We start from the raw sequence: 16,924 nt of genomic DNA, 5'->3' as shown, positions 1-16,924 counted from the left end.
CGCTCCCCTGCCTTGGTCTTTCCGGCTTCGCCTTCAAGCCGGGCCCGCTTCGCGGGCGGCTGGCTGCAGGGGGCGGCGGGGCTGGTGTTGGGACTGCCTGCCGGTCTTCCTCGGTGTGGCCGGCGCTTTCGTCAAGCTCGTACGGGTCGGTGGTGGTCCTGTCATAGTGGGTCTGAGCCCTGCCTTGCGGCGGTGCAATCAAAAGTCGGCCCAGATAAAGTCTGCGCTTAGCGGGTAGTGCCTCTTCCGGTGCCGGAGGAGGCAGGAGGTGGTGTGCTGTGTCGGCTCGGGTGACTCTGCGTCCTCATCAGATCGAGGCTGTCGATGCCGTGGTGCGGGCTCTGGAGTACGTACCTGAGGGAGAGTCATCGAGTGGAGCCCGGGCCCAGGTTGTCGCGGCTACCGGTACGGGAAAGAGCCTGATCGCTGTGCATGCGGCGCGGGCTCTGCGTGCGAAGCGGGTTCTGGTGCTGGTGCCCACGCTCGGTCTGCTGGCGCAGACAGTGTCGGTCTGGCGTGAGGCAGGGCGGCGGGGTCCGATGTTCGGTGCCTGCTCGCTGTCGGGTGAAGACGTGAGGGATCTTCAGTGCACCACCGACGAGGCGGAGTTGGTGGGATGGATCTCGGGTCTGGAGTCGGTGACCGTTTTTGCCACCTACGCCTCGCTGGGACTGGGAGTCCTGGAACGGAGCCATCGCGTGGGGCTGGGTGCGTGGGATCTCGTGGTGGTGGATGAGGCGCACCGAACGTCTGGAGCGTTGGGGAAGGCGTGGGCGGGGGTTCATGACGATGGGCGGGTGCCGGCGCTGCGTCGGTTGTACATGACGGCTACGCCGCGGTTGTGGGAGGTGCCGGATCGGGAGGGTCCGGAGGGGGGTGGTGAGCTGGTTGCGTCGATGGACGATGAGGCGGTGTTCGGGCCGGTGGTGTATCGGCTGTCGTTGTCGGAGGCGATTGAGCGGGGGCTGATCGCTCGTTACCAGGTGGTGTGCGTGGACATCGCGGATCCTGGTTTGCCCGTGGTCGAGTTGGCGGGAGGTGCGGGCAGGACGGCGCGGGTGCGCGGGGCGCGGCTTGCGGCGTTGCAGACGGCGGTGATGAAGGTGGCTGCGGAGCGGCAGTTGAGGAGATTGCTGACGTTCCATTACCGCACGGGTGAGGCCGAGGCGTTCTCCAGTGGCCTTGGTGCGGTGGCGAAGGAGCTGCACGAGAGTGATCCGGGTCTTTACCAGGGGGCTGATGGGGTGTGGGCGGACTGGCTGTGCGGGGAGCACAGGCCGGCGCACCGGAGTGCGGTGCTGGCCGGTTTCGCGTCGGAGCCGGATGTAGATCCGGGGGCGGCGTGGGTGCGGGTGCTGTCTTCGGTACGGGTGCTGGGTGAGGGGGTGGATACCAAGGAGTGCGATGCCGTCGTGTTCGCGGATGTGCGGGGGTCGGCGGTCGACATCGTCCAGGCGGTGGGGCGGGCGCTTCGGATGCATCCGGGCGAAGGCAAGGTGGCTTCCCTGGTCGTTCCTGTTTTCCTCGGGCCGGGTGAGCAGCCTGACGAGATGCTGGTGTCGCGGGCCTATGGGGAGCTGGTGAAGGTCCTCACGGCACTTCGGGCGCATGATGCCCAGGCCGTGGAGCAGTTGGCTGCCCCTCAGGTGGCCGGGGGCCGGCCGGCTGTGGGTGGGGTGGTGGAGGGTTCGGGCGAGGTGGGCGCAGTGGCTGCTGAGCTGTTGTCGTTCTCCCGGCCGCGGGATCCGGCGCAGTTGGCGGCGTTCATCAGTCTGCGGGTGTTGCAGCCGGAGAGGCAGTTTTGGAGGCGGGGTCTGGCGGCCGCGCTGGCGTATCGCAGTGACCGGGGTGATCTGGCGGTTCCGTATGAATACCGGACTGCGGACGGGTTCGCGCTGGGGGTGTGGATCGCCCGGCAGCGCAGTGCCCATGCGCGTGGGGAGCTGAGCCGGGAGCGGGTGGGGCAGCTGGAGGAGCTCGGCATGATCTGGTCGCATGCCGAGGTCGCGTTCGCCGAGGGGCTGTCGGCGGCACGCGGGTGGGCGGCCGAGCACGGGCACCTGCTGGCGCCTGCCGACGCCATGTGGGAGGGGTACGCGGTGGGGGTCTGGCTGAAGAACCAGCGAGCGGCCGCGCGGCAGGACAAGGACAAGCAAGGGGCGGGTGGGCTGAGTACTGCCCGGCGGCATGCCCTGGAGGACATCGACCCGTCGTGGTGCCCTGCCTGGTCGGTTGCCTGGCAGCGGTGCTTCCACCTCGCCCGTCTGCATGTCCAGAGCGTGCATCCGCTGCCTGAGGAATCGGGGCAGGTGGTGGTCCAGGGAGAGGACCTGGGACAGTGGGCCGGCCGGCAGCGGCGCCAGTGGGACACCCTTGAGGTGGCGCAGCAGTGGCTACTGCGGGAAACACTCGGCCTCGGCCCGGTCCAGGACAGTGAGCGGGGCGTGGCGGCGCCGCGGCGTACGCGGGCTCAGGTGTGGGCAGCCAACCTGGCTGCAGCCCGCCAGTACCGGGAACGGGAAGGGCACCTGGAAGTACCCCACCGGCATGTCGAGACGGTCGGCGGGGACGAACACGCGCTCGGGGTGTTCATCGCCAACAGCCGCTCCCGCCAGGCACGCCTCGCATCCGAACGGATCGAGGAACTGAGCTCACTCGGCATGCGATGGACCTGAGGGCTGAGCAGCGGGTTGTTGGGGATGCGGGTGTGGTCTGGAGCGGCTCGCGATCAGTGCGAAACGGCCCTGGGGGTTTCCGGGGCCTACGGTGGCCTTGATCGGCTGTGGTGGGGGCGCGCCTTGAGGGCCGCTGCACAAGCGGCTCACAGACTCACAGCACCCCTGTCCACCGGGGGAAACGGCCTGTGAGCCACACATCCACGTGGCCCCGCTAGGACGGGCCTCTCGCTCACCACGCCCCGGTGCAGGGCGTCTGGGGCCGCTGGATCGGGTGGGCAACGTTCGTGTGTTGCCCACCCGATGCGGTGCTGTGAGGGGGTGTCCCGGCTCCCTGTGCGCGGGTGGGCCGTTGGGTTCTCGACGGTGCGGCCAGAGAACCCGAGGGAACCGCGATGGCAAGAGACTTCTTCTGTGAGCGGCTCGTGCTCACCTCGGACGGCGGGGTGCGGGAGGTCGACCTCGCCTATCCGGTGGTGTGTGTCTTCGGGCCGATCGACACAGGCAAGACCACGCTGGTCGACTGCATCCAGTACGCGCTCGGCCTGCCGGTGGCCTGGCGCGAGGTGCCGGAGAAGCGTCTGCAGACGGTGACGCTGTTCGTGCGGATCGAGGGGATGCGGATCGGGCTGCGCCGTTCCCTGGTGAGGGACACGAAAAGTGTCGAGCTGCTGGACCGGGCCAGCGGGCAGGTCGAGGAGATCCTCGACGTGGAGGCACGGGAGGGCAGCGACCGGCGCATCGTGGGCGAGGTGCTGCTGGACCTGCTCGGCCTGGCCGAGATGTTCGCGCCTCCCTCGGCGGTGGCCCTTCTGGGAGCAGGGGCGCGGCTGACGTTCGAGCAGCTGTATGCGATGTGTTACCTCACCCAGGACCTGGTGGACGGCAGCGAGTCGGTGAGGGGCAAGGCGAATACCGCCCAGTCCTACCGGACCGTCGTCGAGCTGTTGCTGGGGCTGACCGACGGACCGATGCGGGTGCTCACGGCCCGCAAGGACGAGCTGACCCGTACCCTCGGTGAGCTGCGCAGGCGGGCGGGAACGATCGGCGATTTCCTGACCGGCAGTGCTGCCGGTCTCGAAGCGGAGCTGGCGCGCTGGCAGGGCGAGGAGCGGAACGCTTTGCGGTCGCTTGAGGAGTTCAAGGGCCGGATGCGAGCCGCCACCGCGCATGCGGATCCCCTGCGGCGCCGTGTGCAGGAGCTTGAGCAGGTCCTGGAGCGGTGCCGGCGGGCGGTTGCCGACGCCGAGTACGTCCTGGTGGGGGAAGGCCGGCGGGTGCAGCGTCTGGCAGGGCAGCGGCAGCATGGTCCGCAGCCGGTCTCCCCCTGCCCGGCGTGTGCGGCAGACCTGAGCGGACGGCCGGTTGCGGACGGGGACTGTCCCCTATGTCTGAGCGAGCTGGACCCCGATGTTCAGGCGCGGGCGCTGCAGTCGGCGCAGGCCGCACTCGCCGCGGCTGAGCGGCACTCGGTGGAGCGGGTCAAGGCACTGGGTGAGGCGCAGACGGCGTGGGAGCAGGCGCGGGCCGAGCTCGATGAGCGCACGCGGGAGGACATCAGTCCGCTGGCGGCGCGGATCGAGCAGCTGGCCGCGGCTCATGCGACGGCCCGCACGCGGACGACGATGCTGGAGCGGGAGCTGGATCCGCACCGTCGGCTGGCCGAGCTGCACCGGGCCGCTCAGGCCACCGAGGAGGAGCTGAAGGGGGTGCGGGAGGACATCCGTACGCGCAAGAACCTGCTGGCGGGGCGGAAGGTCACTCTCGGGGAGTTCGAGGAGCACTTCACCGGGCTCATCGATGCGGTCGGCCTGCCGGGCGATCCCGGGGCCCGGATCAGCCACAGCTCGCTGCTGCCGCAGGTGAGGGCGGGCAGCCTGACCAAGGTCGGACACGGGGTGCGCAGCGCGATCAACGTCGTGTACCGGATGACGTTCCTCAGCTACGCGCTGGTGACCGGAGCGACCGACCTGCCGTCACTGCTGATCATCGACTCGCCCCGCAAGAACGTCGGATACGGACAGGACGACCAGGAACTCATCGGCCGGCTGTACGCGCACTTCCTCGATCACATCGCGGGTATCCGTAGCGGTGCGACCCGTACCCGGCCGCACCAGATCATCATCGTCGACAACGACCTGCCCAGGCTCCCCAAACGGCTGCTGGACCAGATGCACACCATCGAACTGACCCGGGAAGACCCCCTCGTCCCCTGAGCGGCTGGGTGTCGACAGCGACGAGCGAGGCACTCCTGGACGCCGCGCCTCGCGGTGTGTCCGCCTTGGGTCAAGAAGCGTCGGTGGCGCTGCTGGTCGCCCACGGCACCTTTGTGCTCTCGCCCACGTATCTGTGGCCTGCGGCCATGCTGGTGTAGGCGCCCTGGTAGCCGAGCGACTCCAGGATGAGCAGGGTGAGGTAGTGGATGGTGAGAAGCCAGGTCTCGGTCAAGGCGTGGGGTGGTGCAGCGGGAGCGCGCCGAGGAGTTCGTGCTGGCCGTGGTGGAGGGTGGGCAGGGCGTCGATCTGGGTGTCGAGCCAGCGGGTGAGAGGGGTTCGGGGCGCAGGTCGGGGAAGGGGAGGTTGCCGGCGCGGGCCATCGAGATCGTCAGCTTCGTCAAGCGCACCGACAAGGCGGCCATCGCCAAGTTCGCTTTCCACGGCCGCGAACGCCTCGGACTGCTGCGCGTACGGGGGACGCGCTCCTGCTGGACGTTCTGCGCTGGGAGCCGAGATCCGGGACTCCGGTCGACGGGTGGTGCCGGAGGCGCCGTCGCGGCCTCAGGGCGGTGGGCGGCGCCGGCATGGCGATCGGGAGGTGCTGGCAGCGATCGTGTTCGTTGCCACGTCGGGTTGCACCTGGCAGCAGCGGTGTCCGCAGCGGGCTGGACTGGTCGCGATGCGCGGTCGACTCCGTGAACATGCGGGCTCCCAAAAGGGGGGAGCTGACGGGTCCGAATCCTATCGACCGGGGGAAGTACGGGTCGAAGATCCACGGAATAGAACGGCCTGCCCATATCCATCGTGATCTCGCGTACGAACCTGCACGACAGCCAGGCCCTGAAGTTTCCCGTCCGCGGTATTCCGCCAATCCGGTCCCGCCGCGGCCCACGCCGGCGGAGACCTGGCAAGCTCCATGGCGGCAAGGGCTACAACTACCCCCACCTGCGCGGATGGCTCCGGAAACGCGGCATCCGCCTCGCATCGCCCACAGAGGGATCGAGCCGTCGAACAGGCTCGGCCGGCACCGATGGGTCGTGGAACGGACGGTGTCCTGGCTCGCCGGCTGCCGCCGCTTACACCACCGCTACGAACGCAGGGCCGAACACTTCCTCGCGTTCGCAGGCATCGCCGCAGCCCTCATCTGCTACCGCCGACTCACCAAATGAGATGACGTCTATGGGCACCTCGTCGTCCGGCGCGTCCGGGGCACAGCTCCACCGGCTCGACCAGCCAAGCCCTCCCGCAGACCACCCCAGGCACGAAGATCGCGATCTCGACCAAAGCACTACCCAATGCCCGATTTCTGCGTTTTTAGGTATTGACTGCTCAGGGTTTCCGTGCTCCACGGGAGTGTGCTGGAAGTACCAGAAAAGCATTCCGGCCCCCTTCCGGACAGGCAGTGATCCCGATGACGACCACCACGACCTCCCCCGCTCGGCGGCCACGCCCCGCGACGCAGGCCGTCCCGGCCGGTGAGCACGCGTTCGACCTGCCGCTGGAACACGGGCCGCTCGCACCCGGCGCTGCCCGCCACGCCGCCCGCCCGGTCCTGGCCGCCTGGGGACTGGATGAGGACCAGACCTACGACAACCTGCTGGTCATCTCCGAGCTGGTCACCAACGCCGTCACTCACGCCCTGCCGCCCGTCGTCCTCCACCTGCACACCACGGCGGACGGTTCCGGCCATGTACAGGTCCGCGTCAGCGACGGCGGCCCCCAAACCGCCGCAGCCGCCACCAACTGGGCCGCCACTCGCCCCGACGACGAACACGGCCGCGGCGACACCATCATCACCGCCCTCGCCCACCACACCGGCACCGACTCCGACATCGACGGGCTCATCGACCACTGGGCCGACCTCACAGCGACCTGATCTACTCGAGAAGCCCGCGCCTCCGACACTGGACAAAGGAGAAAAATCTCCGAACCTTGCCCCACTCCAAACCGGAGGTGGCCGTGCGAGCCGACGAACTGCTGCTGGCCCACGGTCTGTGGTGCGAGGACACGGTCCTGCTCTGCCTGACCGGGGAACTTGACCTGGCCACCGCTCCACTCGTCGACCAGGCGGTCACCACCGCGCTCGCCGCAAGCCCCCGGGGGCTCCTTCTCGACCTCACCGGCCTCACCTTCTGCGACGGGACGGGACTACGCGCGCTCAACCGGCTCGCTTATCGGGTCCACACCGCCCACGTGCCCCTCCACGTAACCGGCCTCCACCCCAACCTGTATCGAACTCTTGACCTGCTCAAAACCACATCCCCCTGGCTCTCGCCCGCTTTCCTGTACTGACACCACAAGCAGCAGCCGGCCGCCACGACCGCGGCCCGTCGGCGAAATGGCGGGCCCTGCACGCGTGAGCGTGATGCGCACAGAAGACCGCAGCGCACAAGGCGCCGCCCTGACCGTCCGCGACATCCCGCACCAACTCACGCAGCTGCTGCGCTGCATCCCCCACACCCTGCCCGTAGAACCAACCGACCCACATGACGTGCCTGCTCGCGAGTTCCCTGCCAGCAGCAGGTGAGCGCTGCAGAGCAGCGTTTTCACGGCAGTTCGCCGAAGCGCTTCGGTGACCGGCGCGGGAACGATGTTCACGACGACGAACAGCACCGCCTGTCGGCAAGGCCTCTGCCGTCGGCGTCGCCATCGGTCGGCGGGCAGCGGGGGTGGGGCGGGTTTGCCCGCACTCAGCGCGGGGTCAGGTGTTTGATCTTGATTCAGTCGCGGGTACGGCGGCCCGGCAGGTAGGGGCTGGAGAGCCGTTTGGCGACCACGCCGTCGAAGTCCTCAGCGTGGGTCTGCTCGAGTGCCTGGGCGGCAGGCGAGGGCCAGGCAGAGGGTACGGCGATGTGGGGCCGGTCAGAGCGAGGTCGTCGAGGAGGTCCCGCCGCGACGTGTAGGGCAGCTGCACCGACGGCCGGCCGAGGTACAGGATGTCGATAACCATCAGCTGGACGGGAAGATCTTCACGGGTATGGGCGATCGCGTCCGAGTGGTGCAGGCTCATCCGCTGCTGCAGACGTTCCACCGATGGCTGCTGCTTCACCGTCGCGCTCCAGACCGTCTGTGACCAGGTCCAGGCATCGGCATCGTCTCTGACGAGCCAGGCTGATCGGTCGGCAAGTCTCGGCAGTTGCTGCGCCGTCAGGTCAGGGGCGGCTGCGGTAGACGGTGAGGGTGTCGAGCAGAAGGAAGCCCGCGCCCGCCAGGAGTCGGGCAGCGGCGGTGCCGCCTTCGGGGATGACAGCGGTGACGTGGCCGGCACCGTTCGCGTGGGCATGGTGGAGGCACTGGGCCAGCAGATGGCTGCCGATACCGCGGCGTCGACGCCGGGGCTGGACTGTCAGCTGCGACAGCACGGCCATGCCCGCAGTGGCCGGTGCGGGGGCGAGCAGGGTCGCGCTCGCGAGGGGTTGGCCGTCGGTGTCGGTGAGTTCGAGGCGCCACCCGGCGGGTTCGGTCAGGTCGGTGACGTCCGCGAGCGGGTACGCCGGCGGCGGGGGCGGGGCGCCAGCCAGGTCGCGCAGGAAGTAGCGCTGCGTGGAGGCGGGGGTGAAGCCGGCGGCTGTTAGGGCGCGTGCGGTGACGGGGCGGTGCCCGGTGGGCAGGCCGGGGATGCCGGTCGCGGTGGCCGGGCCGGTGCACGCGTGCAGCAGCCTGTCGCCCAGATGGGCCTGGGCCAGCGTGATCAGGGCGGCGATCGTCTCGGAGTCCTCACGGCCGTGCAGCCACACGATCAGCCGCGCCCCGTCCGCGGCCCTCACCTGGCAGCGCACCACCCCCGCCACCGTGCCGTGCAGATCGCACACCACGAGCGTTTCCGCCTCCTGCGGGCTCTCCCCGGCAGGTGTGAGCAGTTCGTGTGCCGGCTGCTGGCCGGGCAGCCAGTCCGTATCGATCAGCTCCAGCACCGCAGGTTCGTCGTCCGGTGCCATCGGACGGCTCAACAGGCTGCCGCTGCTGGCAGCCGGTCCGGTCGGGACGTTCATACCGCCCGCACTTTCCTCTCCGAAGATCACGGGCGGACATCCGTGCTGCGGAAGGGCCACGTACGGGCTCTCAAGGGCGTCGGGTGTAGATGTGGAGCTGGTCGATCTCGGCGAACCCGGCCGCCGTGTGCAGGGCCAGGGCAGCATCCAGGTCCGGCCGGCCGTCTACGGGAGCGGGCAGGATGGTAGTCACCTCACGGACGCCGCGGTCGGCGAGATGAGCCAGGCACTGTTCCAGCAGGATGTTCCCCATGCTGCGGCGCGCCGGTGTCAAACTCACCCACTGCAGTGTCGTGGTCCCTTCGATGGGCAGGCCGACAATGGCCTCGCCGATACGGCTGCCGTCCCGCTCCCGCAGCTGCAGCCGCCAGCCGGGAAGCTCCGGACACTCCACCACGTCCGCGACCGCATACAGCCGGCCGCCACGGTCATCCAGGCGGCGGTGCAGGTAACGCCAGCGGTCGAGGCCGGAGAACCCGCACGCCTCCAGCGCCCGGCGCGTTCCGGGACGCATGCGTACCGGAAGGCCGGCGGGCGCCAAGGTCGTGGGTTCCACGAACGCGTGCACTGTCCGCCGCCCCAGCCCGGTCACCGCACGCTCGAGCAGCGCCCGGGCCAGGTGCTGCTCGTCCTCCAGACAGTGCAGCCACAACAGCTCCCCTGCCCCGTCCGAGGGCCGCACCGCCCAGGAAACTGCACCCACAGCCTGCCCGTCCGCCAAGGCGAGCACCTCGGTACGTACGTCCTCCAGCCCAGCACGCACTACAGGGCCGTTGAGACCGGTACCCTCCACCGCCAGGTCGAGCTCGGCGAAAGTCGGACCGGTCAGGCCCGGCAGCAGATCCGCAGCCACGAGCTGCAGCACCGCCACGCGGTCCCCGGACTCAAACGGCCGCACCATCGTTTCCGCACCCGGCCCTGCCACCGCCGTGACCACCCGAATCCACCTCTCCCGCGTCGCGCTGATGGCCAAGCTTCACTCCGCCCGCCCGCAAAACCGCCGCATGACACGCACAAACAATCCCGCCACGTCGCCATCGCGGCCTTCGTCTCCGGGCAGATCTTGAGGTCGCGTCCGTCGGAGGGCGATGAGCGGGATCTCGCGACGGGAGTTGATGACCAGGCACCTCCGGCAGAACCGAAGAGGCCGGTGGTGCAGGAAGGCACTCCGGGCCGAGGCTTCTTCTGCGTTCGAGGTCAGGTGGGAGTGATGTTCTCCGCCTGCGGACCCTTCTGGCCCTGCGCGATGTTGAAGCTCACCCTCTGGCTTTCCTGGAGCTCACGGAAGCCCTGGCCGGCAATGTTCGTGTAGTGGGCGAAGACGTCGGGGCCGCCACTGTCCTGCTCGATGAATCGGTCGCGCTGGCGGCCGCGGAGGCTGGCGTGGGTCAGGGCCGAGACGACCGCGGTGTGGCTGCAGCCGGTGGCCTTGGCCATCTCCTTGTAGGACAGGCCCTGGTCCTCATACATGGCGCGGAGGTGCTCGGTGCGAGCTCTCCCTGGAGCGGCAGGAGGCGGCCCCGGGCGTGTGGTCCGGCCTCGCCTTCGGGCGCCGTCATGACGTTCAGAGCGGTGAAGAGCCGGACGTGTTCCGGGGTCATGCCCAGTGCGGTGGCCGCCTTCGTCGTGGTCTTGCCGGTGCTGATCGCGTCGCGGAAGGCGGTGCGGTCGACGTCGTCAGGTTCCACTCCGGACCAGTCCACGTCGGTGACCCAGTGGGGCGAAGGCTCCCAGTGAACAGGTTCGTCGATGTGGTGTCCGGCGAGGTTGGCGTGGGCCTGGTCCAGAAGGAAGTCGCGGAGCCAGACGGGCAGGGCGGCGGTGAACTTTGCGGTACTCGGAGACGAAGGTGATCGACGCCTCGGCGAGCTTGAAAAAACGATGCTCGGTGACCTCCTTCTCCATTCGCGCCCCGATCCAGTGCACCGTGGAAATCAGCAGCTCCACCAGCGTGTCCGCGATCTCCCGCTCCTGCTCGTGCAGCAGCGTCACGCGCAGCGGTAGGGCGTGCGTCTGCCGATGGGACCGGTACTCACGGAGGCGGTGCTGCGGACCGGCTGCCTGGACGCGATCACCCCCGTCTCAGGCGGCGGCAGCCTTTCCGCGGAGGTCGGCGGACCGCCTGCGCTGTCGTCTACGCCTACGGAACGAACACCGGGATCAAGGCCGTGGGCATCCAGCGGCCACGGCCACGCCGAGGGCGAACTGCGCTACGTACGCTGGCGGTATCTGTCGGCGGAGGCTGCTTGTGGCCTTTGCTACTCAGATCGTGAGCGCCGCCTTCGCCGCCCGCAGCACCGAGCTGCAGGGCCAGGGCTCCACTGTGGTCGCACCCACATCCGCGCCTACGACCAGAACTTGTTCACCAAGCCTTGCGGGCCACGGTGTCGAGCCAGACAGGCTCGTTCCCGTCAGCGAAAGTCACTTGATCACCATCAAGTTCACCAGCAACGGACACGTCCTTACCAGGCTGCAGGTAAACCGCGATGCGGGACCGGGCCACCCGAATGTCAGGCGTACCCGGCTCGTCGACGGCCGAGGTAGGCGGCGAGTCCGACTCCCAGGATGAGCGCGGCGCCGTTGACATAGCTGGCGACATAGGGGGGCGCTCCGGCCAGGTTGAGCCCGTTGTTGAGTACCGCGAGGAAGAAGATGGCGACGAGTGTGCCGCCGACGTTGTACTGTCCCGGCTTCACGGCCGCGACGCTGAGGAATGCCGCCGCGAGAGCGGGGAGGGTGAAGGAGCCGCCTACCCGGGGGTCCGCCCCGCCGGCGCGCGCGATTTGCACGAGCCCGCCGATCGCGGACAGCGCGCCGGAGAGGACGAAGGCGAACCCGAGTAGAACGTTCGTGCGGAGCCCGATCAGACGCGCCGCGGTGCTGTTGGATCCCAGGGCGTAGATGCTGCGTCCGGTGCCGGTCTGCGTGAGCGCGAAGTAGAGGGCGGCCGTGACTGCCGCCAGGACCCAGTCCGGGCCCGGAACGCCCAGGAGAGTGCCGCTTCCGAAATCGGTCAGGGCGGCCGGGATGTTGCTGACGACGGCCGTGCCGCCGGTCTTCTGGGAGACGATGCCCGACATCACGGTGGCGGTCCCCAGGGTCGTGATGATGCCGTTCACTCCCCCTCGTGTGACGAGCAAGGCGTTGATCAAGCCCGCCGAGGCGCCCAGGGCGATGCCGAGGATGATTCCGTAGGCGAGTGGTGTGTCGTTGGAGAGCGCGTCCGCGACGAACACGGCCGACAGGCCCGCGATCGCCCCGACCGAGAGGTCGAAATCACCGCAGATGAGCGGTACTAGGGCCCCGAGCGCGATAATCCCGAGGACGGCCTGGTTCGCGGCGAGAACGCGGAGGTTCGGCACGGTGAGGAACGTGTCCGCTGTCTCGGGCCACAGGCTGAAGAAGGCGGCGATCGCGATCATGCCCAGGAGAAGACTCCATGCCTCGCCGATCTTCAGGAGGCGATGGTGTCGCCTCGCCGTCCAAAGGCCGGTGTGCCGATGCTTCACGGCTGGCTCGGCATTCGAGGCGCCCTCTGGTGCCTTGTTCACTGGTATCCCGTCCTCAGGAAGAGCGCCTCGTTGAGGTCGGTCTCGGTGAAGCCGGTTTTGTCGAAGGATCGGACGACTCGGCCGTGCTTCAGTACGAGTGCTCGGTCGCACAGCGTAACCAGCTCCCCGAAGTCGGACGAGGCGACCACCACCCCGGCTCCGCGTGCCGCGCTGTGACGGATCATGTCGTAAATCTCCTGCCTGGAGCTGACGTCGACTCCCTGAGTCGGTTCGTCGAGCAGTAGCACTTTCGGTGTCATGTGCATCCAGCGTGCCAGTATTGTCTTCTGCTGGTTGCCGCCCGACATGACCGCAAAGCGCTCTTCCGGTGATGCTGTGAGGATGCGGTACCGGGCGACCAGATCGAGCACCTCGCGGCGCTCCTTGCCGCGATTGATGCGCAGCAGTCTGCGGTATCGCCGCAGGTCGCCGATCGAGATGTTCTCCCGGACCGAAAGGGTCGGGAATGCTCCGTCCGACAGGCGGTCCTCTGAGAGGTATGCGATGCCGGCGCGGATCCCGTCGCACGGACTTCTGAGCCTGAGTGGCTCACCGGCAAGGAAAACAGTGCCGGCTTCCATCCGCGTCTCGCCGAAGAGCAGGCGAAGCAGCGTGGATCTTCCCGAGCCCAGAAGACCGGCCAGGCCGAGAATCTCGCCGCTCCGCAGGGCCATGTCCACGTCGCGCACCACAGATCCGCGCACGCCGCGGGCTTCGAGCAACAGCTGCCCTGCCGTTCCGGGGGTCGCTGCCTGCAGCGCGGTGTGCGTCGGCCACCTCCCGGTGATCATGGCCACGAGCCGGTCGTGCCGGATTCCGTCCCGGTCGAGGGTTCCGGCAACCCTGCCGTCGCGCAGCACCGTTGCCGAATCGGCGATCCTTTCGACTTCGTCGAGACGGTGGGTGATGAACAGGATGGCCTGTCCTGCGGCCGCATAGCGGCGCAGCGCGGCGAGCAGGATGTCGACTTCGCGGCGGGTGAGGGTTGCGGTCGGCTCGTCGAGGATCAGCAGGCCCTGTGCTGTCGCCTCCTGGTCCTGGAGGGCGCGTGCTATCGCGACCATGGTTCGGGTCGCGGGACCCAGCGTGCGGACCTCGTCGTCCGGAGAGGCGTCTATGGCGAACCGCTCAAGGACATGCCGGGCTCGGTGCCGGAGCTCGTTCCATTTGATCCGGCGACTCGCGCCATGCTCGAAGCCTCGTCCCAGCGCCAGGTTCTCCGCGACCGAGAGGTCGAGGAAGGTCGACGGTTGCTGGTGGACGAAGCGCAGCCCGAGGTCATGGGCGCGGACGGGAGTATGGCCGGCAAGATCCTGGACACGGCCACCAACATTCAGCTCTCCGGCATCGGCGTGGTGCACACCGGCCAGAATCTTGACGAGCGTCGACTTGCCGGAGCCGTTGCCGCCTACCAGCGCGTGAACCGTGCCAGTCCCGATCTCGAACGAGACCTCGTCGAGTGCCCGGGTGGTTCCGAAGGACTTCGACACCCCTTGTACCCCCAGCGCGGAATGCCAGGAAGCGCCCTCACCCAACGCCCCATGCCTTCTGGTACGCGGTCTTGAAGTCGGCCGGCGGCACGTACGAGCGACCGGCCGACTGCTGGTCGATGTTGGTCGCGTCGACCAGGCCGAAGCCCTGTCCGCTCGCCTCTCCGGGTCGGCCGTTGAATAGCCGGTTGAGGTTGTCCATCCCGGCGTATGCCTCCCACTCCGGCACCAGCCCCAGGGTTGCGGCGACGGTCTTGGCACGAATGCCGTCGAGCGTTGCCTGCTGCCCCTCGCCCGCGATCAGCTTCACGTCTCGGCCAGCCTGGCGGACCGCCGTGCCGACTCCGCCCGAAACGAGCGCGTCGTACGGAACCGCGACGACGTTGACGTCAGGATGCTGCTGAAGCGCCGTCGCGACCTTCTGTTCCAAGGTGGTGCCGATATCGGCGCCGACGAAATCGACCGGTACGGGCTTGCCGCAGCTTCCACACTTCTTCAGCTCATCGTTGAACGCACGGGTGTTGACCGGACCGAAGGCAGAGTCGGTCTGATTGAGATACATGCCGACCGCGTGTCCGTCCGTGGCGGCGATCGCCCACTGCGCCTGCGCGACCGCGAGAGCCACCGTCCACTTGAGATATTCCCCTTGCTGGTAGTGGACGTTGTAGTCGAAAAGGGGCTTGCCGGTCCCGCCAGCATCGTTGCAGTCGACCCCCTCCACAGCCACGATCTTGATCCCGGCCTGCTTCGCATCCTGGAGCGCGCTCTGCGTGGAGGCGCAGTCGATCGAGTACTGCAGCAGGCCGTCTGCGCCGGCCGCAATGCCCTGCCGGATCAGATCAACCGCCGTGCTCGGAGTGTAGGCGCTGTCAGTGACTGTGACGTCCCAGCCGAACATCTTGCCTGCTTCTTTGGCTGCCTCCGCGAACTCGCGGCCGCCGGGCGCGTCCAGCGAATAGGCGACCCCCCAGATCTTCTTGCCGGGCTGCGGTTTGGGCGCGCTGGACGGTGGCGCCCCGAACTCCTTGCCGGCACGCATGTCCGCGACCTTGTCGCGTGCCTGGGCGGCGGCGCTTGCATCGTTTGTGACTGGCGCTGACGACTCTCCGACCGGCCCGCCACCGCTCGACGTACCGCACGCGACGGTAAGAACGGACACCGCGAGGCAGGCGGCGCCCAGAACCAGCTGCCTGCGCCCGCTCCGTGTCGTGCTCCATTGTTGTGCTTTCATCGCGTCCTTCCCTACCGACTGCACCTTGACTGCTGACATCTGGAACTGCCTGGCAAAGACGCAGATCGCGACTGGGCCGCTGTCAGACACCTGCTCGATGCCGCTCCGTGGGCGTAGCCCAGTCCCCAGCACTGTGAACAGCAGGCCTCCTGGGGTACCAGGCCAGCCCACTTCACCGGTTTCTGTCCTTTCCTGTGAGAGCCGCGTGAACGAGATCGTCGAAATATTGTGTTGTGATGTCACTCACAGGCAGTAGGTGGCCGTATGGAAGAATCCCGGAATCAATTCCACGCTGGACGGATTCCACAGCCGACAGGTCCTCGGAACCGAACTGATCGGAGAAGTCACAGATTCGCTGACGGAAGTCCTCATCGGCCTCGTCGCCGAACAGGTACTGGAAGCAGCCGATGGTTCGGTCGCTAGAGACGGGCCTGAATGTGAAAACCATGAGATTTCTGGGTCCAGGAAATGATGTGAACTGGAAGTTCGGCCAGAGGAACGGCAGCGGGACGCAGGTCTCGTTGGTCTCTGGGTCGTACGGCGGGGATCCGCTCGGACGCCTCCCAGGGGGCTGAAGATCTTGCTCGCTGATGATCCCATAATCATCACAGGAGGTACGGAAGGCGTCGTGCGTTACCTTGAGCCATTTGCCGATTGTCTCCGAATGGATCGTCGGGCAATGGTAGCATTCCAGCGTATTTTCGACAGCTACCTTCCAGTTCGCCCGGAATTCAAACTCGGTCTCCTTCCAAAGGCTCAGGCCGTCCAGCGGGACCCGTGCCCGTCGAGCCGAGTCCATGACAGGGCGTAGCCACTCGCGAAGTGATCTGGCGTCAAGGTCGAAGTTGACGAACACAAACGGCCCCCACGTATCAACCTGAAGTGGCAAGAGCCCCCACTGCGAAGTGTCGAGATTCTCCTCGAGACGGCCGCGGGTCACCGCTTTCAGGCAGCCGTCGAGGCCATAGATCCAGCCATGGTAGGGGCACCGAAGACTCGAACGATTGCCAGCATCCGGCACCACGAGGTGCCCACGGTGCCGGCAGATGTTGACGAAGGCACGCAACTCGCCGTCCTTGCCGCGGGCCAGCACAATCGGAATGTCGGCGACACTCGTGGGCACCGTGTCACCCGGCTCCCCAAGCTGCTCAAGCAGCGCCGCGTATTGCCATGAGCGCTTGAAAATCAGCTCCCGTTCACGCTCGAAAACGGCCGGGTCCCGGTACCACTCAAAGGGGAGTGTAGCGCCCCGCTGAAGGCCACCAGAGGATTCCGGCCGCGCCAGGATGTCCCCATCCGCCACGCCTGCCTCCTGTCATCCAGCACCAAACGAGGCTGCTGACCTGTACAAGGCCACACCCGATCGTGTCACGCCCCAAGGAGTTGCCTAGGTCAGGTGCCGCTGCCTCGGCACCACATCTTTCAAGAGCCGATCAATGGCCCGACGCTCGTACGGCCAAAAGGAGGCGTGACCTGACCACGCTTTCGTGGGCCCTATGACTGACGCACACTGTCAAATTGAAGCGCAGGTGTCCACCAATATCAGTGTCCCGACTTCGGCAGCACACACCGTGCCCCGCAAACACGTCGGGCCCTGCACGCCATGGCCTGCATCGAAGCCCGGGTATCGACGATTTCACCACCGGGCAACCGCTTGAATCCGAGCTATCCGGCAAGGTGCGGCGCAGTAGAAGGGACTGTAAATCGTTCGGTGTAACTCCCGATCATGGAGGATGCACCGATGACCAGTGAGAACGTGACCGAGGCCG

Annotated in this window: 12 protein-coding genes and 1 pseudogene; 5 read left to right on the top strand and 8 right to left on the bottom strand. The window is 67.6% G+C overall.

Going from position 1 to position 16,924, the window contains the following annotated elements; genetic code table 11:
* The first annotated feature begins 278 nt into the window (after positions 1-278).
* Positions 279-2,675, top strand: a complete 2,397-nt coding sequence (locus tag KV205_RS35685; RefSeq protein ID WP_374214779.1) for a Helicase associated domain protein — start codon at positions 279-281, stop codon at positions 2,673-2,675.
* Positions 2,676-3,070: 395 nt separating this feature from the next.
* Positions 3,071-4,891 carry a hypothetical protein gene (locus KV205_RS35680; RefSeq protein WP_265869195.1) on the top strand — a complete coding sequence of 607 codons (1,821 nt, stop codon included), beginning with the start codon at positions 3,071-3,073 and terminating at the stop codon, positions 4,889-4,891.
* A 70-nt stretch (positions 4,892-4,961) separates the two neighbouring features.
* Here the strand turns inward: KV205_RS35680 and KV205_RS35675 are convergent, their stop codons facing one another.
* Positions 4,962-5,123 carry a hypothetical protein gene (locus KV205_RS35675; protein ID WP_265869194.1) on the bottom strand — a complete coding sequence of 54 codons (162 nt, stop codon included), beginning with the start codon at positions 5,121-5,123 and terminating at the stop codon, positions 4,962-4,964.
* Positions 5,124-5,393: 270 nt separating this feature from the next.
* On the opposite strand from KV205_RS35675, the pseudogene KV205_RS35670 reads away from it, so the two are divergent.
* The 3 genes and pseudogenes from KV205_RS35670 to KV205_RS35660 all read left to right on the top strand — a co-directional run bounded on the left by KV205_RS35670 (position 5,394) and on the right by KV205_RS35660 (position 7,183).
* Positions 5,394-6,060: pseudogene (locus KV205_RS35670) on the top strand (IS5 family transposase).
* Positions 6,061-6,302: 242 nt separating this feature from the next.
* Positions 6,303-6,767: an ATP-binding protein gene (locus tag KV205_RS35665; RefSeq protein WP_265869193.1), complete on the top strand. Its 465-nt coding sequence runs from the start codon at positions 6,303-6,305 to the stop codon at positions 6,765-6,767.
* Positions 6,768-6,850: 83 nt separating this feature from the next.
* Complete coding sequence (locus tag KV205_RS35660) at positions 6,851-7,183, top strand: STAS domain-containing protein (RefSeq protein WP_265869192.1); 333 nt, start codon at positions 6,851-6,853, stop codon at positions 7,181-7,183.
* 860 nt (positions 7,184-8,043) lie between these two features.
* Here the strand turns inward: KV205_RS35660 and KV205_RS35655 are convergent.
* The 7 genes from KV205_RS35655 to KV205_RS35625 form a co-directional block, all read right to left on the bottom strand.
* Positions 8,044-8,829, bottom strand: coding sequence for a GNAT family N-acetyltransferase (locus KV205_RS35655; protein ID WP_265869191.1), 786 nt, complete (start codon positions 8,827-8,829; stop codon positions 8,044-8,046).
* A gap of 124 nt (positions 8,830-8,953) precedes the next feature.
* Positions 8,954-9,856, bottom strand: coding sequence for a GNAT family N-acetyltransferase (locus KV205_RS35650; RefSeq protein ID WP_265869190.1), 903 nt, complete (start codon positions 9,854-9,856; stop codon positions 8,954-8,956).
* Positions 9,857-10,080: 224 nt separating this feature from the next.
* Positions 10,081-10,275: a cold shock domain-containing protein gene (locus KV205_RS35645; RefSeq protein WP_265869196.1), complete on the bottom strand. Its 195-nt coding sequence runs from the start codon at positions 10,273-10,275 to the stop codon at positions 10,081-10,083.
* 1,118 nt (positions 10,276-11,393) lie between these two features.
* Positions 11,394-12,305 (bottom strand): ABC transporter permease, encoded by a 912-nt coding sequence (locus tag KV205_RS35640; protein WP_265869189.1) that lies wholly within the window; start codon positions 12,303-12,305, stop codon positions 11,394-11,396.
* A gap of 125 nt (positions 12,306-12,430) precedes the next feature.
* Entirely contained in the window at positions 12,431-13,924 is a 1,494-nt protein-coding gene (locus tag KV205_RS35635) for a sugar ABC transporter ATP-binding protein (protein WP_265869188.1), read from the bottom strand.
* Between the two features lie 37 nt (positions 13,925-13,961).
* Positions 13,962-15,194 (bottom strand): sugar ABC transporter substrate-binding protein, encoded by a 1,233-nt coding sequence (locus KV205_RS35630; protein WP_265869187.1) that lies wholly within the window; start codon positions 15,192-15,194, stop codon positions 13,962-13,964.
* 133 nt (positions 15,195-15,327) lie between these two features.
* On the bottom strand, positions 15,328-16,458 hold the full coding sequence (locus tag KV205_RS35625; RefSeq protein WP_265869186.1) for an aromatic ring-hydroxylating dioxygenase subunit alpha: 1,131 nt from the start codon (positions 16,456-16,458) through the stop codon (positions 15,328-15,330).
* Positions 16,459-16,924 lie beyond the last annotated feature (466 nt).

This window comes from Streptomyces sp. SKN60, assembly GCF_026236535.1.
GTDB lineage: Bacteria > Actinomycetota > Actinomycetes > Streptomycetales > Streptomycetaceae > Streptomyces.
This window is presented reverse-complemented; position numbering and strand designations above follow the sequence as displayed.